Origin of the sequence: Streptomyces sp. NPDC059477, from assembly GCF_042749375.1 — a bacterium.
Taxonomy (GTDB): Bacteria; Actinomycetota; Actinomycetes; order Streptomycetales; family Streptomycetaceae; genus Streptomyces.
In genome coordinates, this window is record NZ_JBHYUG010000015.1 from 74,930 (window position 1) to 96,908 (window position 21,979).

Consider the following 21,979-nt stretch of genomic DNA (forward strand, 5'->3'; position numbering starts at 1 on the left):
GGCTCGGCGCCGGGCCCCACTGCTCGCTACACGGGAGAGGACGTCCACAGGAGCGGGTCGGACTGATTGATCGCGAAGGGCAGGAACTCTTCGATCAGGCCGCCCGTGCCCCACTGGTCGTTGTCCTCCTGCGTCGCGGGCCAGACGCGTCCGCAGTAGTCGTCCTCGTGCGTGAGCGTCTTGAGTTCCGACGTGTACTCCGCCACGTTCCCGTTCGGGTCGACGAAGTACGAGAAGGTGTTGTCGCCCGGCCCGTGGCGGCCGGGCCCCCACACCGGGCGGACGCCCTGGCGCATCAGGCGGCCCGTGCCGCGCAGGTATTCGTCCAGGCCGCGCATGTCGAACGCGATGTGGTTGAACGAGGAGTGGGGTGCGCGGGTGATCGCGATGATGTGGTGGTCGCCGCCCACGCGCAGGAAGGCCATGAAGTCGCCCAGCCAGTCAATCACCTGGAACCCGAGGTGGCGTACGTAGAAGGCGATCGTCTCCTCGATCTGTGCGCTGTTGAAGACGACATGGCTGACCTTGCGGGGTACCGACTCGCCGGGTTCGAGGGCGCGGAAGGGCCGGGGGGTCAGGTCCGCGCTGATCTCGATCAGCCGGCCGTCGGGGTCGAAGACGCGCAGGCCGTAGCCTCCGCCGGGGGTGTCGAGCGCGCCCGGCGCGCGGTCGAGGAACATGCCTGACGCGAGCATCGATTCGGCGATCCGGTCGACGTCCGCACGGTCCCGCACGGCGAGCGAGGCGAGGTCGAGATGCTTCTCCTTCGCGGCGCGCAGCCGCAGGACATAGGGCTCGGGGCTGCCTTCGGCCGCGAAGAACCTGACGTCGCCGTCCCGCTCGACCTCCCGCAGTCCCCAGATGCCGCCGTAGAAACCCACCGAGGCGGACAGGTCGGGCACCGCTTCGGCCACGTACCGGACATGAGTGACCGGCGAGACCGGCCATTCGGTGGCCGGCTGGCGAAAGGGTGTGGTCCGGTTCATGTGCGATGTGTCCAGGTGCGTCTTGCTCATGTGAATCATGCCTCCGTTCCAGGATGGCCCCCGTGGGCCGTGCCCGGCGACTTCCGTTGCCGTCGCCGCGTGCGCGCCGTGTCAGACGACACGGTTGCGAAGCTGTCCCAGGCCTTCCACCTCGGCCTCCACCACATCGCCCGACGTGAGGAAACTGTCGGTGCCCTGGCCTACTCCACCGGGTGTTCCGGTGGCGATGATGTCGCCGGGTTCGAGGGTGGTCATGCGTGAGGCGTACTCGATCTGCTCGGCCGGGCTGAAGATCAGGTTCCCGGTGCTGCCGTTCTGCTTGATCTCCCCGTTCACCGTCAGCCGCAGCCTGAGGTCCAGGTGGTCCGGCACGAAGGCGGCGGGGACGAACACCGGTCCCATCGGGGCGAACCCGTCATGGCTCTTGCCGCCGAACCAGTCCGAGCGCAGCCTCTCGCGGTCCGGGCGGATCAGCAGATTCCGCGCGGAGAAGTCGTTGGTCGTCATGAATCCGGCGACATGGGCCAGGGCGCTCTCCGCCGTGACCCGCCTGGCCCGGCGCCCGATGGCCACCGCGAGTTCCACCTCCCAGTCCATTTGGGTGACTTCCGGTGGAAGGGGGATGTCGTCATAGGCACCGGCCAGGCAGCTGGGCGCCTTCAGGAACAGATAGGGGCGGGCGCCCTCACGCCGCCCGGTGAAGTCCCGCGCCTGGTCGATGGGCGTGTCATTGAATCCGTACGTCCGTGCCGCACGCATCTCCTGGACGTGGTCCGGATAGTTCTGGGCGGCGTGCAGCATCTTGCTGGGGCGGGGAATCGGCGGCAGGATCGCGCATCCGTCGGCGACCCGTGGATAGCGGTCGGTGTCCAGGCCGCTCTCGGTGACGCGGCGCGCCAGCGCGCACAGCTGGTCGAAGGTCCGTGACCAGTCCTCCAGCAGATCCAGGACGCCGAAGCGCGGGGTGTCCGGAACCAGGTCCATGGCCGCTGCGGCGGCGGCCCCGCGCAGATCCCAGATCTCTCCCCCGAGCAGCAGGGCGGGTAGGGGCACGCCTGACTGCCGTACGGTCATCAGGGCGAAGTCCCCGAGCAAGGGGCTGCCCTGTGTCACCTGTTGCCGAGCGGGGGTCATGGGGTTTCTCCTTCGTCCGTGCCCGTCGTGCCGCGACCGCCGGGGGCGGGGAGCCGGAACAACCGGCGTGCGTTGCCGTCGAGGACGAGTTCGCGTTGTTGGGGGGACAGGTCCAGGGCGTCGATCGCGGTGAGTGTGTCGCTGATGAAGGACGGGCCGCCGTCCTGGCAGAAGGGCGCGTCGGTGCCGAAGAGGGAATGGGACGGGCCGAAGAACTCGTAGCCCGCCCGGAGGCCGGGTGCCCATCCGTTGAGTGCGGTGTCGGCGTAGAAGCGCCGGTAGTGCTCGCCTGCCGGGGCCTTGAGTCCGGCGTCCACGGCGAGCGGGTTGACGCCGCCGGGTCCGGTGAAGATCTGCCGGAATCCGAGGTCGAGGCGGTTGGCGAACATCGGGAGCATGGCGCCGAAGTGGTGCAGCACGATCTTGATGTCCGGCAGGGTGTCGAAGATGCCGGAGAACACCATGCGCGCGGCGAAAGCGCTGGTCTCGTAGGGCCAGCCGAAGGTGAACCACACCTCGTCCTCGGAGGCGGCCTCGGTGGTGTAGTCGGCCGCTGCCGCCGTGCGGTACGGGTGGACGAGGATCGGCAGGTCGAGGCGGGCCATCGCCTCGAACACGGGCCGGAACTCCGGGTCGCTGAGCGGTCGGCCACCGGCGTTGGTGAAGATCTGGATGCCGCGTGCGCCGAGTTGCTCGTGGGCGTGGTGGAGTTCCTGGAGCGCCAGGTCCACATCACCCATCGGCAGCACGGCGGTGAACGCGGGGAACCGGTCCGGGTGTGCCGCGCACAGCGATGCCAGTTCCGTGTTCGCCAGCCGGGCCAGTTCGGCGGCCACCGGGGGCGGGGCGAGCGAGTCGACCGGCGGGTTGCCGAAGTTGAGGATCTGCTGGAGGTCCGGAAAAGCCTCCAGTGAACGCAGCCGAGCGTCCATGTCCCACAGCTCGGGGAGCCGCTCGAACAGCGCGAGAGCCGGATGCCCGGGGGCCAGCTCACGAAAGCGTTCGAGAACGGTGCGAGGCAGGAAGTGGCTGAACGCGTCCAGCACGGGATCACCTATCTCTGAGGTCTCTGAAGGGCTCTGAAGTGCTCTGAAGTGCTCTGAAAGTCTTCTACATAATGCATAATCGGTGATTGTGCTTGGTCGGTGCCTGGGCCGGCCAAGGTCATGTCGTCACTCGGCGCTCAGCGAGCGCTGCCGGAATCCTCCAGCCGGGACTCCAGCGCCTCGACCCGCGCGTGCAGGTGCGCGGACATCGCCGCGGCGGCGGCATCGGCGTCGCGGGCCTCCAGTGCGGCCAGGACGGCCGCGTGCTCGGCGTGCGCCTCCTCCGCGCTGCTGGCGTCGACCCCGAGGAAGGCGACGAACGACGAGGTGGCGGCCTGCTCCGCGGCGACGAGCTTCGCCAGCCTGGCATTGCCGGAAGCCTGGGCGATCAGCGCGTGGAAGTCCGCGTTGAGGCGGATGAACTCCTGCTGCTCGACCCCCGGCCGGTGCATCCGGCTCATGATCTCGCCCAGCGAGGCCAGCGCCTCGTCCGACAGGCGCACCGCGGCCAGCCGCGCCGCCTGCGCCTCCAGTCCCCCCCGGACCTCGTAGCCCTCCACGAGGTCACGCATGGACGGGCTGAAGACGCGCACCCCGCGCCGGCCCTCCCGCTCGACCAGACCCATGCGTTCGAGCAGGTGGAACGCCTCGCGCACCGGGGTGCTGCTGACTCCGAGCCGCGCGGCCACGTCGTTCTGGCGCAGCGGTTCACCGGCCGCCAGGATGCCCTGCCTGATCTCGGAGCGCAGTTGCTCCGCCACCCGCTGGGCGATGGTCAATGTCAAAGTGTCGGTCATCGCTCACATCCTCGCGCAATACCGGCGGTGGATCATGCACCGGGGTCGGCCGGGGCCGCCGTCAGCCGCTCAGCGGACTACCGGGCGCCACCGGGAAGGCCAGTGGCCGCATCGGTGCGGCGGTGGCCCCGCGCAGCCGCAGACCGGCGCCGACGAACACGAACTCGTGCAGCCGGGCCGCGGCCAGATCCTCCAGGTAGGCATTCTCCATGATCGGGATGCCGCACTCCCCCAGCAGATAGGTGTGCACCGGGTGCCAGTTCTCCGGGTCCACGGAGGGCATGACCTCCAGCGCGACATTGTCCGCCCCGATGATCATGGCGCCCGCCTCGGCCAGCAGCGCCGCAGCCTCGCGGTCGAGTCCTGCCTCGTTGTAGAGGTAGCGGGGGCCGTCGTGCCACACCCTCATCCGCCCGGTCCGGATCAGTACGACGTCACCGACGCGGATCTGCGTCCCCTGGGCCTCGATCACCCCGGCGAGTTCCTCGGCCGTGATCCGGTGGGAGTCGGGCAGCAGGTCGACGCCCGCGGCGCCCGCGACATCGAGCAGCACTCCGCGCGCGATCACCGGGGGGTGCCGGTCGGCTCCGTTCTTGAGCCAGTGCCGGCTGCCGAGGTCCTGCGCGGCCGTACGGCCGTTCCACACCGAGCCGCCCAGTCCGAAGTGGTTGAGGGCGTCGAGATGGGTCCCGGTGTGCGTGTACATCGAGATGCAGTCACCGGAGTAGGTCACCAGCTGATTCTGCTGCTCCCCCACCCCGAGCACGTTCTCGTTCACACTGCCGGGAGGCGTGTGCGACATCCAGATCTGATACGTCGGGTCGCCCAGCCCGGCCCACGACGGCATCCCCACGTGGTAGTCGACGGACAGGTCGTAGATCACGGACGGGTCGGCGGAGGCGAGCGCGGCCCCACGTGACTCCGCTGTCATCAGGTTGAGCATGCCGATCTCGTCGGACGGCCCGAAGGGGCTGGCACTCACCTCATGGCGACGTGCCGAACGAGCGGCGATGCTCTCACCTGCGACGATTCGCTCAGTTGCGGTCATGGCGTTCTCCTCGCTCTCCCCTTGTATCGATTATGCATTATGTTTAGCGTACCTGCCTGCCGTCAAGAACGGTCAAGAACGGAGAGCCATGCCTGACCTTGAGTACGCGGTGTCCGAGGGGATCGAGTACACGGTGTCGGAGGGGATCGCCACCATCCGCCTCAACCGCCCGGACAAGCGCAACGCCTTCACCCTGGAGATGGTCGACGCGTGGGCGGACCGGCTCATCGACGCGCAGCACGACCCCGACGTCCGCGTCATCGTCGTGACCGGTGCCCCCGGCGCCTTCTGTGCGGGAATCGACCTGTCCTGGATCGAGGACACCGGCCAGCGCCCTCTCGACCACAAGCTGACCCTCAGCGAGCACATCCACCGGGTGCCGCTCGCCCTGGAGGCCGTCGACAAGCCCGTCCTGGCCGCCGTCAACGGTGTGGCCGTCGGCGCCGGCCTGGACATGGCGCTGATGTGCGACATGCGGCTCGCGTCCGCCGACGCCACGTTCGCCATGTCCTACGTCAAGGTCGGCCTGATCCCGGGCGATGGCGGCTGCTGGCTGCTGCCCCGGCTCATCGGACTCCCCCGGGCACTGGAGCTGCTGCTCACGGGCGACACGGTCTCCGCCGACCGTGCCGACCAGCTCGGCATGATCAACAGCGTGCACGCGCCGGAGGACCTGATGACCGCCACGTACACGCTGGCGCGCAGACTCGCCGACGGACCGCCCCAGTTGATCCGCATGATCAAGCGGACCGCGATCCAGTCCCAGCGGCTCGACTTCCGTACGAGTCTGGAGCTGGTCTCCTCGCACATGGGGGTCATCAGGAGCACCGAGGACTCCGTCGAGGCGTATCGCGCGTTCCGCGAGAAGCGGCCCGCCCGCTATCAGGGTCGGTGAGCGCGATGAGCGACGGTACGACCGAGCCGACGGCGGCCCTGGCCGGGGTCCGGATCGCGGATTTCTCCCGGATTCTCGCGGGCCCGTTCGCCACGATGGTCCTGGGCGACCTCGGCGCGGAGGTCATCAAGGTCGAGCGACCTGGCGGGGGCGACGACACCCGCGCGTGGGGACCGCCGTACGACGCCTCCGGTACCGCCACCTACTTCCTGGCGGCGAACCGCAACAAGACGAGTGTGGTCATCGATCTCAGCACCCCGTACGGCAGGGAGCGGGCCCGGGAACTCGCCGTCGAATCCGGCATCGTGGTGGAGAACTTCCGGCCGGGGGTGATGGCCCGGCTGGGCCTGGGCTACGAGGAACTGCGGGCCGAGCGACCCGATCTCATCTACTGCTCGATCAGCGCCTTCGGTTCCGGGCCGGGAGCGGCACTGCCCGGCTACGACCTCATCGTGCAGGCGACCGGCGGGCTGATGAGCATCACCGGCGACCCGTCGGGCGAGCCCCAGAAGGTCGGCGTCGCGCTGGTCGACGTACTCGCCGGGCTGTTCGCGTGCGTGGGACTGCTGTCGGCCGTACGGCACCGCGAGCGCACGGGCGAGGGGCAGCGGGTCGAGGTGAGTCTGCTGGGCTCGCTCCTCGCGGCGCTCGCCAACCAGGCATCGGCCTTCACCGCGGCGGGAAGCGTGGCCACCCGGCTGGGCAACCAGCATCCGTCGATAGCGCCGTACGAGACCCTGCCCACGAAGGACGGTGAGATCGCCGTCGCGGTGGGCAACGACCGGCAGTTCGCCACGCTGTGCGCGGAGTTGGGCGCCCCTTCCCTGGCCCGGGACGCCCGGTACCTGACGAACACCGACCGGGTCGCCCACCGCCCGGAGCTGCGTCGGGAGCTTTCCGCGCTGCTGGCCCGCGAGGGGACCGCGCAGTGGGCCCGCAGACTGGGCGAGGCGGGTGTCCCGGCCGGGCCGGTGAACGACATCGCCGGAGCGTTCGCCCTCGCGGAGTCGCTCGGGCTCGACCCGATCGCACGTGTCGGGGACGTGGCGGTGCCGAGCAACCCCATCCGGATGTCACGGACCCCGCCGGCCTATCGGCTGCCGCCGCCGTCGCTCCCCGGTCATGACTGAGGGGGGTGTGCCGGGGGCGGGCAGGGTGGTGCGGCGGGCACTGGGATGGTCGCTCACCACGGCCGACGTCCTGCGGCTGATACGCGCGGACGCCCATCCGGTGTGCCTGTCCGGCGACTGGGCGGGAGGGTTCGACGTCGTGGCGTCGGAGCCGGTCGTGGTACGGACGGGGACGGACTCGCCGGAGGATGTCTTCGACGCCCCGTTTCCCGTCGGGTCCGCGGACGGCCCGGCGGGGGTGGGCTCATTCGAGGGGCAGTGGGTGGGCTCGGGCACCTTCGGGGGTGGGTGGATCGGGTATCTCGGGTACGCCGCCACCGGGGAGGCACTCGCGCCTCGTCCGGGTCACCGTCTTCCCCCGCTCTGGTTCGGGTTCTACGACCATGTGCTCGTACGGGACCGGGCGACGGGCCAGTGGGCCTTCGAGGCGTTGTGGTCCGACGAGCGGGGCCGGGAGATCGAGCGCCGCTTCGCCGAGCTGGTCCGGCGGGCCGAGGCCGTTCCACCGGCCCGCTCCTACACGTTCTCGCCGTTCCGGCTGCTTCCCGGGGGTGACGGGCACCGGGAAGCGGTGCGCGGGGCGGTGGAGTACATCCGCCAGGGGGACATCTTCCAGGCCAACATCTGTCTGCGGGCCGAGGCGGGATTCGACGGCGATCCGCTGGACGCCTTCTGCCACGCGGCCGACGGACTCCGCCCGCCCTACGCCGCCTTCATCGGTGTCAGCGACCCGGGCGACCCGGGTGATACGGGCGATACGGGGACGACCGGGCGGAGCGGGAGTGCGGGGGCCCGCGCCGCCGTCGCGTCGCTCTCGCCCGAGCTGTTCCTGCGACGCGAGGCCGGTGCCGGTGCCGGTGCCGGTCGCGCGGTGGTCGCCAAGCCCGTGAAAGGCACGGCGCCACGGTCCGGTGACGCGGCCGAGGCCGCCTCTCAGCGGGCCGGGCTGCTGGCCTCGGCGAAGAACCGGGCCGAGAATGTGATGATCGTGGATCTCATGCGCAACGACCTCGCCCGGGTCTGTGTCCCCGGCAGCGTCACGGTCCCCGTCCTGCTCGGCGCCGAACCGCACCCCGGGGTCTGGCACCTGGTCTCGACGGTCGAGGGGGTGCTCGCGCCGGGCAGGTCCGACGGCGACCTGATCCGGGCCACGTTCCCCCCGGGCTCGGTGACCGGCGCGCCGAAGGTCCGCGCCCTGGAGATCATCGACGAACTGGAGACCACGGCCCGCGAGGTGTACACCGGCGCGGTCGGATACCGCTCCCCGGTCGCGGGCCTGGAACTGAACGTGGCGATCCGTACGTTCGAGTTCGCCTCGGGCCGATCCTGGCTGGGCGCGGGCGGCGGCATCGTCGCGGATTCCCGTCCCGACGACGAGTTCGCCGAGGCGATCCTCAAGGCACGTCCGTTGCTGGCCGCGATCGGGGCCACCCTCGGCGCGGGCCCCGTCGTCCCTGACTCGACGGGGGCGATGGCGGCGGGCGGCGCTTTCGGTTCGCCGGGGTTGACGGCGATGCGGGGCGCTGTCGGCTCCCCGGGGGCGATGGCGGCGCGCGACGCTGCGATGCGTCCTCGGCCCACGGCGGGGGTGTTCACCGCCCTGAGGGTGTCGGACGGCAGGGCCAGGGATCTCACGGCACATCTGGCCCGTCTGTCGGCAAGCGTGCAAACCCTCTACGGCAAGCGTCTCCCCGCTTCCCTGCCCGATGCCCTGCGCGAGGCCGTGGCACGTCGCCCGACCGGCCTGCTGCGCATCACGGTCCGTCCGAGGGGCGGCCCACTACAGGTCACCGTCGAGGTGCTCCCGTATGCCGGGACCGGGACCAGTCCCCCGGCCGTGCGGCTGCGCCCCACCGTCGTACCCGGCGGGATGGGTGAGCACGCCTACGCGGACAGACGGCTGCTGGCCCTGCTGACGGCCCGGCCGAACGGCGCTCCTGACAACCATGTGCTGATCACGGACGACACCGGTGAACTGCTGGAGACGGACCGGGCGAACGTGTTCGCGGTCATCGACGGTGTCCTGCTCACCCCGCCCGCCGACGGCCGGCTGCTGCCGGGCGTCACCCGCGCCGCGGTGCTGAGCGCCGCTCGCGGTCACGGCGTCCGGACCGGCCTCGCATCCCTGGTCCTGGGCGACCTGGCGTATGCCACAGAGGTCTTCGTCACCGACTCGCTCACCGGCGTGACTCCCGTCGCGGCGGCCGATGGCTGCCCGGCGACATGGCAGCCGGGTCCGGTGACCACGGCGCTGGCACGGGCCCTGGCCGCCACGGCGACCGCCCCTGTCGCCCACTGCCGCGCCGCATCCCCATCGACATGCCCCTCCGTCACTCAGAGGACCTGACTCATGGACCACATCTCCCGTCTCGGTGTCGTCGGCTGCGGCCTGATGGGCTCGGGCATCGCCGAGGTCGCCGCCCGCCGGGGACTGGACGTCCTGGTCACCGAGGCCACCGACGAAGCCGCCACCGCGGGCCGCGCCCGCGTCACCGCCTCCCTCGACCGGGCCGTACGCCACGCCAAACTCACCGAGCAGGAACGCGACCACGCCCTGTCCCGCCTCACCTTCACCGCGGACCTGGACGCCCTCGCCGACCGTCAGATCGTCATCGAGGCCGCCGCCGAACACCGCGACCTCAAGACCGACCTCTTCACCAGGCTCGACAAAACCGTCACCGACCCGCACGCCATCCTCGCCACCAACACCTCCTCCATCCCCATCACCGACGTCGCCACCGCCACCACCCGCCCCGAACAGGTCATCGGCCTGCACTTCTTCAACCCCGTCCCCGTCCAGCCCCTCGTAGAGATCATCCCCGCCCTCACCACCAGCGCGGACACCCTCACCACCGCCCGCCGCTTCGCCACCGAACAGCTCGGCAAGCAGCCCGTCCAGGCCCCCGACCGCTCCGGATTCGTGGTCAACGCCCTCCTCGTGCCCTACCTGCTCGCCGCCGTCCGCATGGTCGAGTCCGGAACGGCCACCCCCGAGGACATCGACCGCGGCATGGAACTCGGCTGCGCCCACCCCATGGGCCCTCTCCGCCTCCTCGACCTCATCGGCCTGGACACCGCCCAGGCCATCGCCGAGTCCCTCTACGCGGAATACAAAGAGCCCCTCTACGCCCCGCCCCCGCTGCTGCGCCGGATGGTCGCCGCGGGCCGGCTCGGCCGCAAGAGCGGCCAGGGCTTCCACACGTACTGAGCCTGCTCCCCGAGGCAGGAGAGCGGGACAACACAACGGCCCCCTCGCGGCTCTGGAAGCCGGGAGGGGGCCGTGCTGCTGGGACGGGGTGGGCGCGCTGTCTACGCGGCCTGCTCGGTGACGCGCCGCTGCCAGTCGACGGTCGCCTCGACCTGGTTGAAGGAGTAGAGATGTATGCCGCTCACCTTCAGGTCCGGGTCGGTCAGCGCGTCACCCATGCCGAGCAGCAGCCGCTCCGGCTGGTAGGCGTCGCCGCGGATCATGTTGCCGACCAGGCCTCGCTGCTTGGAGAGGTACCTGAGGGAGGAGCCCACCCCTATGCGCAGGGAGAGTTCGGCCAGTTTGCGCGTGTTCATCGGCGCGGCGAGTCCGATGTGCAGCGGCAGGGTGATGCCCGACTCACGTGTGCGACGCAGCCAGGCGACGAGTGCGGCGGGGTCGAAGCACAGCTGGCTCACCATGTAGTGGGCGTAGGGCTGCTTGCGGCGCAGTGCCGTGAGCAGAGCCTCGTCGGCGATCTTGGGGTGGCCTTCCGGGTAGCACCCGACCCCGATCGAGGTGAGGCCGTGGTCCATCCCGGAGAGCGCCTCAAGGATCTCGGCGGCTTCGCTGAACTTGCCGGCCGGCACGTCCGCGTCGCCGCCTATGACGTACAGACGGGTGATGCCGAGGTCGGTCAGGCGCCCGACGAAGTCGCGCAGCTCGGTCTCATCCGCGACCTGCCGGGCGGCCAGGTGCGGGACGACCCGGTACCCGGCCCGTGCCGCCTGCGCGCTGTGCTCAAGTGTGCGCTCCAGCCCGAACTTCGGCGAACATGTGATGGTGACGGTCGTCCCCGCCGGCACGGCCTTGACCTTCTCCTCGGCTCCCTTGAGCGGGATGACCTCGATGGCGGCGTTACGGATCAGGTCAGCCATGGCGCTGCTGACAGGGTGGTGAGGGCTCATCTGCGACTGCTCCTTGCTGGCTTACGGGCTTACAGGCTTACGGGTGAGGGCTGGGGGCTTTCGTCAGCCGGTCTTGCGAGCCGACACATTGAGCGTGATCTTGACCTTCTCGGCGATGAGCACGCCGCCGGTCTCCAGAGCCGCGTTGTAGGTCAGGCCCCAGTCGGACCGGTCGATGGTGGTGCCGCCTTCGAAGCCGACCCTGCGGACGCCGTCCGCGTCGGTGGTGGTGCCGAGGAAGGCGAGGTCGAGCGTGACCGGCCGGGTGGTGTCCTTGACGGTCAGCTCCCCCGGGAGCCGGTAGCTGCCGCCGCCGGCCGGCTCGGCGCCCGTGGAGCGGAAGGTGATCCGGGGGTAGGTGTCGGCGGCGAAGAAGTCCCCGTTGCGCAGGTGCTGGTCGCGCTGGGCCTGCTTGGTGTCGATGCTCGCGACCTCGATGACCACCTCGGCCGTGGAGTTGGCGGGCTGGCTGCCGTCGAGGTAGAGCCGGCCGTCGTACTCGGTGAATTCGCCGCGGACGCTGGAGACCACGGCGTGACGCACGCTGAATCCGATGCGACTGTGCGCCTGGTCGATGGTGTAGTGGCCGGTCAGCTGTGAGAGTTCAGCGGCGTCGGGTTCGCCGCCGCGGTTGAGGATCGCCATGTCTGTCTCCTGTCGCGTTGAACTGACCCCTGTACTCCTGTAGTTCTGTTGCCTTGAGCCGACGCCGGTTGTGCCCGGTGGGGCTGAACCCAGGGACGAGCGGGACCCGCTAGCGGAAGACGACCGTGCGGAGGCCGTCGAGGAGGACGCGGTTGTCGGCGTGCCAGCCGACCGCCCGGGAGAGGGCCAGGCACTCGTTGTCGCGCCCGAGCGCGGTGACCTGGGCCGCCGACATGGAGTGGTCGATCCGGGCCACTTCCTGCTCGATGATGGGTCCTTCGTCGAGGTCGGAGGTCACGTAGTGGGCGGTCGCGCCGACGAGCTTCACCCCACGCTCGTAGGCCTGGTGGTAGGGACGGGCGCCCTTGAAGCTCGGCAGCATGGAGTGGTGGATGTTGATCGCGCGCCCCTCCAACTTGCCGCAGAGATCGCCGGACAGGATCTGCATGTACCGGGCGAGGACCACCAGGTCGATGTCCAGCTCGCCCACCAGTTCCAGGAGCCGGGCCTCGGCGGCCGGCTTCGTCTCACGGGTGACCGGTACGTGGTGGAACGGCACGTCGAAGTTGTCCGCCATCACTCCGAGGTCGGGGTGGTTGGACACGACCGCCGGCACCACGATGTTCAGCGCCCCGATCGAGGCCCGGTAGAGCAGGTCGTTGAGACAGTGCCCGTACTTGCTCACCATGATCAGGACGCGTTGCGGCTCACCCGCGCGGGTCAGCCGCCACGACATCGTCAGCCGGGAGCCGATCGGCGCGAAGTCCCGTCGCAGCTCGGCGAGATCCAGCGCGCGGCCGTCGGTGTGCTCGAACTGCACACGCATGTAGAAGCCGGCCTGGCGTTCGTCCCGGAACTGCTGGCTCTCCGTGATCGTGCACCCGTGCCCGGCCAGAAATTCGGCCACGGCCAGCACGATCCCGGCCTGCTCGGGACAGGAGAACGTCAGCACCAGCCCCGCGTCGGGGTTCTTGGGGGAAATGGTCACGATGCCGGCCTCTCGGGCGTCGGGGTGATGGTCTCGGCCGCGTTGTGGGCGGCGCGGATCGTGTTTCTGAGCAGCCACATGTCGGTCACCGGCCCGATGCCGCCCGGCACCGGAGTGACCGCCCTGGCGCGAGTGACCACGTCGTCCCATGCGACATCGCCGACGATCCGCGACTCGCCGTCACCCGCTCCGTCGACGACATTGATCCCGACGTCCAGGACCACCGCGCCGGGCCGGATGTGCTCGGCCTTGATGAGTCCCGGCACACCTGCCGCCACGACGAGGACATCCGCCCTGCGGGTGTGGGTGCCCAGCTGTCCGCCGACGCTCGCCCACTCGTCCACGGAGGTGACCGCGGCTTCCCGGGCGAAGGCCAAGGACACGGCCGGTTTGCCGACGTTGTTCGAGCGGCCCACCACGACCAGTCGCGCGCCGTGGTAGAACGCCGAGCGTTCCAGCCCGGCCTGGTCCAGCCACCAGTCCAGGACATGGAAGACGGCCGCCGCGGTGGACGGCACGTACCGGGGCGTGCCCAGCGCCAGCAGGCCGGCGTTCTCCGGGTGCACGGCCTCGATGTCCTTGACCGGATCGAGCGCCTTGAACACCGCCGCCTCGTCGCTGCCGGCGGGCAGCGGGCGCAGCACGAGGATCCCTGACACCTCGGGGTCCTGATTCAGTCCCGCCACCGTGTCGATCACGTCGGACGTGCTCGCGCTGCCGGGCAGCGCCACCTCGCGTCGGGGTATGCCGAGCGCCGCCGCGGTCCGATCGATGCGTCGCACATACGTCGCCGCCGCGGGGTCGTCGCCGACCAGCACCGTGGCCAGGCCCACGGGCACGCCCGCCGCTCGGGCACCGCGCGCCTCGTCCGCGACCTGCTCGCGCAAGGCGGCAGCAATCTTCCTGCCGTCGATGACCTCAGCCGTCACCACCGCACTCCTTTCGTCACACCGCCCACCGCCCGCCGCCCGTCGGGCGCGCTCGGGCACGCGTGGGCATCCGGTCGTGTTCGGTCGTTTCACGCGTCGTCCGGTGGTTCCGGCGACGAGCCCTGAGGCTGCTTGTTGCGGCGCCCCGAGGTGCTTGTTGTGGCGCCCTGAAGGGTGCTCGTGCTCGTGCCCTGAAGGTGCTTTTTCCGCTGACTCGGCAGGGACGGGCGTCGCGCACGCATCCGTGGGCGCACATGACTGCTGTCGTTGAGAGACCGGTGCGCCGGGCCTCCGAAGGGCCACGTCGCCGACTCCGCCGGGCAGTCCGCCCGCGGCTCGATAAGCGCTGTGAGGCGGACTCGCCCGCCTCCTCGGACGGCCCGGTGACCGCCGGGTCACTCTCGATCCCCGCCGCGTGCCGATGCCGCCTGACGCTCTAAGTTATCTCATCAAGAAGCTATAGAACAAGCTTTTCAGTGAGATATATACGACGGGCCCGCCCGGGTCGTCGTCCTCCCCGGCGCGCACCGGACGCCACGAGCGACGCATATCCTTCTCGCATGGCTTCCCGAGGACCCCAGGCCAAGAGCGCTTCCCCGTCCCGGACAACGGGCGGGGACCGCCCCGACCCGCGCGGGCGCGACTTCGTCGATCACATCAGCGATGCGTGGCGGGCGACGCTGCCGGCGGCCGAACAGCCCGAGCTCGCCCTCGGCCGGCGGGCCATCCGGCTCAGCACCATCCTTCAGGAACGGCTCACCGCGCATCTGACCGACTGGGGCCTCACCCTCGGCGACTTCAACGTGCTGAACGTGCTCCGGTCGACCGCCCCGCCCTACGAAATGCGCCCCACCGACCTCAAGGCGTCCTTGCTGCTGTCCTCCGGCGGCGTGACCAACATCCTCAACCGGCTTGAGGCGGCCGGCCTGGTCGAGCGGGAGAAGGACGGCCGCGACGGCCGCAGCTCCTGGGTGCGTCTGACCAAGGCCGGAGCCAAGATGGCCGAGGACGTGGTCTACAGCTGGAGCGACACGGTGAACGACGTCTTCCGTTCGGTGCCACCGGAGGCCGTCCAGGCCGCGTCCGACGCGATGAGGGATGTACTGATCGCGCTGGGTGATCTCGGCCCCTCACCCGCGGCCAGTCGCGCGGCGAGCGGGGACGACCAGGCAAGGAACACGGCGAAGAACCGGCGCGCGAAGGGCGAGCGCGACAGCGGTCGATAGCCGCGGACCGGTCGCGACGCGACAGCGGCCGACGGCCGCGCCACCCCCCGATGCCGCCGAGCCGGCAGCCGGCGTTTTCATCCACAGCCTCCCGCAGCAAGCCAGAACCCAGCCAGGACACGGGATCGCCCCGGGCTCCGCCCGGGCGCGCCCTGTCATGCCCGGGGGCCCGCACCACGGCGGTCACCTTCGACGGTCCGCTTCAACAGCCGGAAACAAGCTTTTCATCTAGCTTTTCTCCGACACAAGATGCATAGTGGAGCCACGCGGAGGAGCGAGCAGCTCGGCATCGCCGTTGCCGCCCCCAGGCGGGCCACTCGGCTCCGCACGCGCTTCCAGACGGCACAGAGAGTCAACGACGAGGTTCGACTTCTCAGGAGGCACGATGCCGGTCACCCCGGTGCACGACCGCATTCCCGCATCCACGCGGGCACCCCAGTTGCTGAACCAGGCCAGGGTCCGACGACGACCAACGCCTTCTTCGCGCTAGTTCCAGGGTTCCGCCGTACGGCGGCTGAGCGGGTCGGATACACCTCACGCCGTCGCCCGGCGACATCGCGCGGGCCGAAGGCCGCCTCGGCCTGCCGCGCAACCGCCTCACCTCACCCGATTCGGCACCCTCGCCCGCTGCGGCCCCCTCGGCCGCAGTCGGAGCCCTCGGCCCGATTCGGTACTCCCGGCATGAGCCGGCACCCCTCAACAGCAGGAGAGAGCTATGCCCACAACGACCGTGCACGAGTACTCGCCGGTCCCGGACCGTATCGTCGCTCTCCAGGCGGCGGGCGCGAAGCGCGCGGCGCTGATCGACGGCCCCGGGGAGTACGCACACGTCAAGCCGCGCACACCCGACAACGACGGCGACACCGAGATCGTGGGCACCACCACGGTGACGCACCGGTTCGTCGACGCTCCCGGTGACTCCGAGACGGTGCGCTGGCACTACGTCGAGGCGGGTTCGGGTCCGGTGGTCGTGTTCCTGCACGGCATCCCGGAGTCGTGGTTCATGTGGCACCGCCAGATCGACGCCCTCGCCGCCACCCATCGCGTGATCGCGATCGACCTCAAGGGATACGGGCAGTCCGAGAAGGGCACCGGCGACTACCGGCAGGTGGGAGTCGCCGAGCAGCTCTCCGCCATGCTGACCCAGATCGGCGTCGACCGGTTCCAGCTGGTCGCGCACGACCGCGGCTCGGTGGTCGGTGACTACTTCGCGGCGGCCGAGCCCGAACGGATCGTCAGCTATCTGCGCGCGTCCCAGCACCTGTACCACCTGAACCCCATCGTCCACCCGCAGGAGCGGCTCTTCACCGACCCGAGCTGGGTGCACACGCTGGCCAAGCCGGCCCAGCTGATCCGCACGCTCTACACCCTCGGCGCACGCGACACCGCGGCGGAGAGTGACATCGTCCGGACGATCCAGGAGTTCAGCTACGAGGACGTCGCCCGCGCGGTTCCGCGGTACTTCAACTCCTCCAGCTTCCGCAAGGAGTGGATCGACCGTCGTGAGCGGCTCATGCACGCCTGGGACTTCCCGGTGCTGCTCCTCCAGGGGTACGACGACCCGTTCCAGCCGCGCGAGTTCTACGAGGACGCGCACAACTGGGTGCCCAACTCGACGGTCGAGTTCATCGACGCGGGGCACTTCTTCCACTTCGAGAATCCGGCCGACACCACCGCGGCGATCGTCCGGTTCGTCACCGACAACTCATGACCTCCGCACTACAGCACGAAAGGACGGATCCGGCGTGAAGTGGTTCCTTGTCGTTCGGCCGTTCACGGTATCGATCGAGGAGTACTGGCCCGAACTGGACGAGCATCTCCGCTGGATGAAGCAGCAGCACGATCTGGGCAACATCGTCCTCTCGGGTCCCGACTCCACCCGCCTGGTCGGTCTCTACCTGATCCGTGCCCGGTCGCTTGAGGCGGCGGAGGCCATCGCCGGCAGTGACCCGTTCACGCTGAGCGGGAAGGCGCGCTACGAGATCACCGAGTGGGAGATCCACCAGGCCTTCGGTGTCGGCGCCTTCGCCGCCTCGGGAATCCCGCCCATCGACACCCACGCATAGTCACCTCGCGGGCGAGCAGCGGCTCATCCGCACCGATCGACGCCCACGACGGCGTTGGGACCGAAAGAAGCACGACATGTCCGAGGCATCACTCGAAGACAAGATCAACCAAGCGGGCGGGCCCGTGAAGATGCTGCGTTCGTCGAACGCGGGCGCCTACCCCTTCCCGATCCCCAGCGAATACACGAACTGGCGTGACGAGCAGCGTGCGTGGCACGAGACGGCCGTCCTCTTCGACCAGTCGCACCACATGACCGACCTCTACGTGCAGGGCCCGGACGCCTTGGCACTCGTCAGCCACGTCGGTGTCAACAAGTTCACGGGGTTCGGTCGCAACAAGGCCAAGCAGTTCGTGACCTGCAACGAGGCCGGACAGATCATCTCGGACTCCATCCTCTTCGGCCACGACGACGACCGGTTCAGCCTGGTGGGAAACCCCTTCGGCCTGGACTGGCTGGAGTACCAGGCGAAGACCGGAGGGTATGACGTCGAGATCACCCGGGACGAGCGGACCCTCGCCAACCAGCGGGGACGCCTCATCTTCCGCTTCCAGTTGCAGGGCCCCGCCGCCCTGGAGATCGCCGCGAAGGCCTCCGGCGGTTCGCTCCCGCGGATCAAGTTCTTCAACATCGGTGAGTTCGAGATCGCGGGCCACGCGGTGCGCGCGCTGAACCACACGATGGTCGGTGTTCCCGGACATGAGAACACCGGCCTTGAGATGTGGGGCCCGATGGAGCACGGCCCGGAGGTGTGGGCGGCCCTGTGCGCGGCGGGCGAGGAGTTCGGGCTTCGGCAGGGCGGCGCCATCGCGTACTCCACCACCGCGCTCGAATCGGGTTGGTACGGCATGTATGTGCCGGCGATCTTCTCCGGCGACGACACTCTGCCGTATCGCCGGCACCTCAGGGCCACCGGCTTCGAGGGGAGGGCCTCGCTCGGCGGGAGCTTCGACGCCCCTCGCATCGAGGACTTCTACTACACGCCGTTCGATGTCGGCTACGCCCACATCGTCAACTTCGACCACGACTTCATCGGTCGTGACGCTCTCCTCGAACGCCGCGACGAGCCCTCGTCCAAGAAGGTGTGGCTCCGCTGGAACGACGAGGACGTGACCCGGCTGCTGGCGGGCGGGCTGCTGCCCGACGAGGAGGCCCGCACCCGGTACCTCAGTGTCCCGTACGGCGTCTACAACACGTTCCAGTACGACACGGTGACGTCGGGAGACCGCACGGTCGGCGTGTCGAACCGCACCGGATACACGGTCAACGTGGGTCACTGGTTCTCGCTGGCCATCGTCGACGAGGACATCGCGAGGGACGGCGCCGACGTGGTCGTAGTGTGGGGAGAGCCGGACGGCGGTGCGACCAAGGCCAATGACGCTCTCCACCGCCAGACCGAGGTCCGGGCGAAGGTGAGTCTGAACTCCCCCGTCCGGCCGTGAGGCGAGGGCCTTCCCGGCGGTTGGCCTGACCGGGTGCCGAGGTGTTGATCGGGCCGTACCGTGGGCGGCCCGATCAACCGTACCCGCTGCCCATCCCTCACCCCCCCCCCCCCGGGGGTGGGTGGGTGTGGTGCGGCGGGGGTGAGGGGTGCCGTGCCGCGCGCTGGTGCTACTTCGTGCCGGGCTCGTCCTCCAGGGCCTTCAGGGCCGGGTCCAGTACCACGTCCCGCTCGCGTGCCTCCGTGGTCGGGTCCTCCGGGAAGTGGCAGGCCGTGAGGTGGCCGGCCGTGTTGCCGGAGAGCTGGAGCAGCGGGGGCTCCTCCGAGGCGCACTTGTCCTGCGCCTTCCAGCAGCGGGTCCGGAAGCGGCAGCCGGACGGCGGGTGGATCGGGGACGGGACGTCACCGGCGAGGCGGATGCGCTCGCGGGGCTCGGCCTCGTCCGTCATCTCCACCTCGGGCACGGCGGACAGCAGGGCGTGGGTGTACGGGTGACGGGGGCGGTTGTAGATGGACTCCCGGTCCCCGACCTCGACCACCTTGCCGAGGTACATCACCGCCACGCGCTGCGAGAAGTGCCGCACGATCGCCAGGTCGTGGGCGATGAACACGAACGCGATGCCCAGCTCCTCCTGGACCTTCTGGAGCAGGTTCACCACCTGGGCCTGGATGGACACGTCCAGCGCGGAGACCGGCTCGTCGGCCACGATCAGCTTGGGGTTCAGGGACAGCGCCCTGGCCACACCGATGCGCTGGCGCTGACCGCCGGAGAACTCGTGCGGGAAGCGGTTGTAGTGCTCGGGGTTGAGGCCGACCAGCTCCAGGAGTTCCCGGACCCGGTTCTCCAGGCCGCCCTTCGGGTTGATCCCGTTGACCTCCATCGGCGACTTGATGATCGTGCCGACGGTTTGCCGCGGGTTCAGCGAGGAGTAGGGGTCCTGGAAGATCATCTGGATCTCCGAGCGGACCGGGGCCAGCTGACGCCGTGAGGCGCTGGTGATGTCCTGCCCGGAGTACGTGATCCGGCCGCCCGTGGGCTCCAGCAGCCGGGTGATCAGCCGGCCCGTGGTCGACTTGCCGCAGCCCGACTCACCCACCAGACCGACGCTCTCGGCGACACCGACCGTCAGGTCGACACCGTCCACGGCCTGGACCGCGCCGACCTTGCGTTTGATCGGGAAGCCGCCGTAGATGGGGAAGTGCTTGGTCAGCCCCTTGACCTCCAGGAGGGTTTCCCTGTCGGTGCCGGTGGCGCCCTGCTGTGCGGGGAGCGTGAGGTTCTCGCTCATGATTCTCGAATCTCCCTAGCGCAGCCGGGGCTGGATCTCGTCGATGAAGATGGTCTGCTTCTGCTCGGCCGTCAGGTGGCAGGCGGCGGCCCGGCCCTCGCCGAGCTGCGGGCGGGCGGTGGTGCACAGTCCGCCCGCGACCTTGTCGGGGAAGGCACAGCGCGGGTGGAAGGGGCAGCCCGAGGGCGGGTTGAGCAGCGAGGGCGGCGAGCCGGGGATCGGCGTGAGCGCCTGGCCGATGTCACCGTCCAGACGGGGCATCGAGCTGAGCAGACCCCAGGTGTACGGGTGCTTCGGCGTCCGCAGCACCTCCTTGACGCTGCCGCGCTCCACGGCCCGGCCCGCGTACATCACCAGCAGGTCGTCGGCCACGTTGGAGATCACGCCGAGGTCATGGGTGATGAAGATGATCGCGGAGCCGAACTCCTGCTGGAGGTCTTTCAGCAGATCCAGGATCTGGGCCTGCACGGTCACGTCGAGCGCGGTGGTCGGCTCGTCGGCGATCAGCAGATCGGGGTCGCAGATCAGCGCCATGGCGATCATCGCCCGCTGGCGCATACCGCCGGAGAACTGGTGGGGGTAGTCGTCGAAGCGCACCTTGGGCTGCGGGATGCCGACCTTCTCCAGCATCTGCACCACCCGGTCCTTGGCCTCCTTCTTGGAGGCGCCGGTGTGCTTCATGAACGGCTCGGACAGCTGCCGGCCCACCGTGTAGTACGGCGACAGCGCGGTCAGCGGGTCCTGGAAGATCATCGCCATCTTGTTGCCGCGGAGCTTCTCCAGCTCCTTGTCGGTGGCGGTGACCAGTTCCTTGCCGTCGAGGATTATCTCGCCGTCGACGGTGGTGGACTGCGGGTTGTGCAGGCCCAGGACCGTCAGGTTGGTGACGGACTTGCCGGAGCCGGACTCGCCGACGATGCCCAGGGTCTTGCCGCGCTCGACATCGAAGGACAGCCCGTCGACCGCCTTGACGATGCCGTCCTCGGTGGAGAACTGCACCCGCAGGTCACGGACCGAGAGGAAGCTCTCGGGCCCGGTCGGGGCCGGGGCGTCCTCGGTCTTGGTCAGTGTGGTCACGGTGGTGGGGTTCTTCCTAGGAGAGCCGGACGCGCGGGTCGATCCAGGCGTACACGATGTCGACGAGGATGTTCAGAAGCAGGATGAAGAAGGCGCCGAACAGCATGACGCCCATCGTCAGCGGAAGGTCCTTCGTGGTCGCTCCGTCGACAGCGAGGCGGCCGATGCCCTGGAGCGAGAAGGTGAGTTCGGTGACCACACCGCCGCCGAGCAGGGCGCTGATGTCGATACCGAGGACGGTGACGATGGGGATGAGCGAGCCGCGCCAGGCGTAGCGGAAGAAGACATAGCGCTTCGGCATGCCCTTGGCCTTGGCGGTGCGCACGTGCTCCTCGGCGAGCTGCTCGATGAGGGAGGCGCGTGCCATACGGGTGTACTGCGCGGTGAAGATGGTGGCCATCACGACCATCGGGATCCACAGCCCGGCCAGCCAGCCGAACGGGCTCTCCGTGAACGGGACGTACTTGGGGTCCTCCACCCAGCCGGTGCTGTACACGAAGATCAGCAGCACGATCGGGCCGAGGAAGTAGATCTGGAACGAGCTGAGCACCATCGACGAGCCGGTGGCGATCTTGTCGACCAGGGTGCCGCGCCGGTACGCGGCCAGCATGCCGGTGCCGACACCGACGGTGAGGAAGACCACGATGGCGCCGAGGGTCAGCGACAGGGTGAGCGGGAAGCGGTCCATGATCGTGGCCCAGACCATGTCGCCGGAGTAGAAGGACTGGCCGAGGCAGGGCGCGGCGCAGTGACCCTGCGGGAAGTCACGGCCGGTCACGATGCCGGACATGAAGTCCCAGAACTGCTGGGCGATCGGGAGGTTCAGCCCGAGGGCCGTGCGGATCTCCTCCAGTCTCTGCGGGGAGCAGTCCTTGCCACAGGCCAGCGAGGCGTAGTCGGACGGCGCGGCGACGAACAGGAAGAAGGTCGCGGCACCGATGAGGAACAGGGTGACGACGGCACCGACCAAGCGCCGGAGGATGAACTGAAGCATGGCGGGGAGGCTGCTCTCTACGGAGACGGTGGGAGGTTTGCGGGGAACCGCGGGGGGTGGCGCCCCCCGGGGGGCCCCCCCCCCGGGCACCCGCAAAGGGCTACAAATAAACAAAAAACCCGGGGTAGACCAAG

At 69.5% G+C, this 21,979-nt stretch carries 20 protein-coding genes; 8 read left to right on the forward strand and 12 right to left on the reverse strand.

Annotated features, from left to right (window positions below):
- Positions 1–26: 26 nt before the first annotated feature.
- From ACFXAZ_RS10860 to ACFXAZ_RS10880, 5 genes are all read right to left on the reverse strand, one after another.
- Entirely contained in the window at positions 27–986 is a 960-nt protein-coding gene (locus tag ACFXAZ_RS10860; RefSeq protein WP_384587731.1) for a VOC family protein, read from the reverse strand.
- A 111-nt stretch (positions 987–1,097) separates the two neighbouring features.
- Complete coding sequence (locus tag ACFXAZ_RS10865; RefSeq protein WP_384587595.1) at positions 1,098–2,120, reverse strand: fumarylacetoacetate hydrolase family protein; 1,023 nt, start codon at positions 2,118–2,120, stop codon at positions 1,098–1,100.
- Positions 2,117–3,166 (reverse strand): amidohydrolase family protein, encoded by a 1,050-nt coding sequence (locus ACFXAZ_RS10870; RefSeq protein WP_384587598.1) that lies wholly within the window; start codon positions 3,164–3,166, stop codon positions 2,117–2,119. The genes ACFXAZ_RS10865 and ACFXAZ_RS10870 overlap by 4 nt, the downstream gene beginning before the upstream one ends.
- A 137-nt stretch (positions 3,167–3,303) precedes the next feature.
- On the reverse strand, positions 3,304–3,963 hold the full coding sequence (locus tag ACFXAZ_RS10875) for a GntR family transcriptional regulator (RefSeq protein WP_384587601.1): 660 nt from the start codon (positions 3,961–3,963) through the stop codon (positions 3,304–3,306).
- 61 nt (positions 3,964–4,024) lie between these two features.
- Positions 4,025–5,011 (reverse strand): cyclase family protein, encoded by a 987-nt coding sequence (locus ACFXAZ_RS10880; protein ID WP_384587604.1) that lies wholly within the window; start codon positions 5,009–5,011, stop codon positions 4,025–4,027.
- An 88-nt stretch (positions 5,012–5,099) separates the two neighbouring features.
- On the opposite strand from ACFXAZ_RS10880, the gene ACFXAZ_RS10885 reads away from it, so the two are divergent.
- From ACFXAZ_RS10885 to ACFXAZ_RS10900, 4 genes are read left to right on the forward strand one after another with little or no spacing between them, the layout of a single operon-like run.
- The gene (locus ACFXAZ_RS10885) at positions 5,100–5,906 is read left to right on the forward strand and encodes an enoyl-CoA hydratase/isomerase family protein (protein WP_384587607.1); all 807 of its coding nucleotides are present in this window, start codon (positions 5,100–5,102) and stop codon (positions 5,904–5,906) included.
- Between the two features lie 5 nt (positions 5,907–5,911).
- The gene (locus ACFXAZ_RS10890) at positions 5,912–7,036 is read left to right on the forward strand and encodes a CaiB/BaiF CoA transferase family protein (protein ID WP_384587610.1); all 1,125 of its coding nucleotides are present in this window, start codon (positions 5,912–5,914) and stop codon (positions 7,034–7,036) included.
- The gene (locus tag ACFXAZ_RS10895) at positions 7,029–9,383 is read left to right on the forward strand and encodes a bifunctional anthranilate synthase component I family protein/class IV aminotransferase (protein ID WP_384587613.1); all 2,355 of its coding nucleotides are present in this window, start codon (positions 7,029–7,031) and stop codon (positions 9,381–9,383) included. Before ACFXAZ_RS10890 ends, ACFXAZ_RS10895 begins: the two co-directional genes overlap by 8 nt.
- Before the next feature lie 3 nt (positions 9,384–9,386).
- Entirely contained in the window at positions 9,387–10,244 is an 858-nt protein-coding gene (locus ACFXAZ_RS10900; protein ID WP_384587616.1) for a 3-hydroxybutyryl-CoA dehydrogenase, read from the forward strand.
- Between the two features lie 101 nt (positions 10,245–10,345).
- On the opposite strand, the gene ACFXAZ_RS10905 is transcribed toward ACFXAZ_RS10900, so the two are convergent.
- From ACFXAZ_RS10905 to ACFXAZ_RS10920, 4 genes are all read right to left on the reverse strand, one after another.
- Positions 10,346–11,191, reverse strand: a complete 846-nt coding sequence (locus ACFXAZ_RS10905; RefSeq protein WP_384587619.1) for a methylenetetrahydrofolate reductase — start codon at positions 11,189–11,191, stop codon at positions 10,346–10,348.
- 63 nt (positions 11,192–11,254) lie between these two features.
- The gene (locus ACFXAZ_RS10910; protein ID WP_384587622.1) at positions 11,255–11,836 is read right to left on the reverse strand and encodes a YceI family protein; all 582 of its coding nucleotides are present in this window, start codon (positions 11,834–11,836) and stop codon (positions 11,255–11,257) included.
- A gap of 109 nt (positions 11,837–11,945) precedes the next feature.
- Positions 11,946–12,818 carry a formyltetrahydrofolate deformylase gene (gene purU, locus ACFXAZ_RS10915; RefSeq protein WP_384587734.1) on the reverse strand — a complete coding sequence of 291 codons (873 nt, stop codon included), beginning with the start codon at positions 12,816–12,818 and terminating at the stop codon, positions 11,946–11,948.
- A gap of 2 nt (positions 12,819–12,820) precedes the next feature.
- Positions 12,821–13,753, reverse strand: coding sequence for a bifunctional 5,10-methylenetetrahydrofolate dehydrogenase/5,10-methenyltetrahydrofolate cyclohydrolase (locus ACFXAZ_RS10920; protein WP_384587625.1), 933 nt, complete (start codon positions 13,751–13,753; stop codon positions 12,821–12,823).
- Positions 13,754–14,313: 560 nt separating this feature from the next.
- Here ACFXAZ_RS10920 and ACFXAZ_RS10925 point away from each other — a divergent pair.
- The 4 genes from ACFXAZ_RS10925 to ACFXAZ_RS10940 all read left to right on the forward strand — a co-directional run bounded on the left by ACFXAZ_RS10925 (position 14,314) and on the right by ACFXAZ_RS10940 (position 18,486).
- Positions 14,314–14,979, forward strand: coding sequence for a MarR family winged helix-turn-helix transcriptional regulator (locus ACFXAZ_RS10925; protein ID WP_384587628.1), 666 nt, complete (start codon positions 14,314–14,316; stop codon positions 14,977–14,979).
- Positions 14,980–15,694: 715 nt separating this feature from the next.
- Complete coding sequence (locus ACFXAZ_RS10930) at positions 15,695–16,690, forward strand: alpha/beta fold hydrolase (RefSeq protein ID WP_384587631.1); 996 nt, start codon at positions 15,695–15,697, stop codon at positions 16,688–16,690.
- Between the two features lie 34 nt (positions 16,691–16,724).
- Entirely contained in the window at positions 16,725–17,045 is a 321-nt protein-coding gene (locus ACFXAZ_RS10935) for a YciI family protein (protein WP_384587634.1), read from the forward strand.
- Between the two features lie 76 nt (positions 17,046–17,121).
- Positions 17,122–18,486, forward strand: coding sequence for an aminomethyl transferase family protein (locus ACFXAZ_RS10940; protein ID WP_384587637.1), 1,365 nt, complete (start codon positions 17,122–17,124; stop codon positions 18,484–18,486).
- 169 nt (positions 18,487–18,655) lie between these two features.
- Here ACFXAZ_RS10940 and ACFXAZ_RS10945 read toward each other — a convergent pair whose 3' ends face one another.
- The 3 genes from ACFXAZ_RS10945 to ACFXAZ_RS10955 are packed head-to-tail and all read right to left on the reverse strand — an operon-like array spanning position 18,656 to position 21,845.
- On the reverse strand, positions 18,656–19,774 hold the full coding sequence (locus ACFXAZ_RS10945) for an ABC transporter ATP-binding protein (protein ID WP_384587640.1): 1,119 nt from the start codon (positions 19,772–19,774) through the stop codon (positions 18,656–18,658).
- Between the two features lie 15 nt (positions 19,775–19,789).
- Entirely contained in the window at positions 19,790–20,851 is a 1,062-nt protein-coding gene (locus tag ACFXAZ_RS10950) for an ABC transporter ATP-binding protein (protein ID WP_384587643.1), read from the reverse strand.
- A 16-nt stretch (positions 20,852–20,867) separates the two neighbouring features.
- Positions 20,868–21,845, reverse strand: coding sequence for an ABC transporter permease (locus tag ACFXAZ_RS10955; RefSeq protein ID WP_384587646.1), 978 nt, complete (start codon positions 21,843–21,845; stop codon positions 20,868–20,870).
- Between the last annotated feature and the right edge of the window lie 134 nt (positions 21,846–21,979).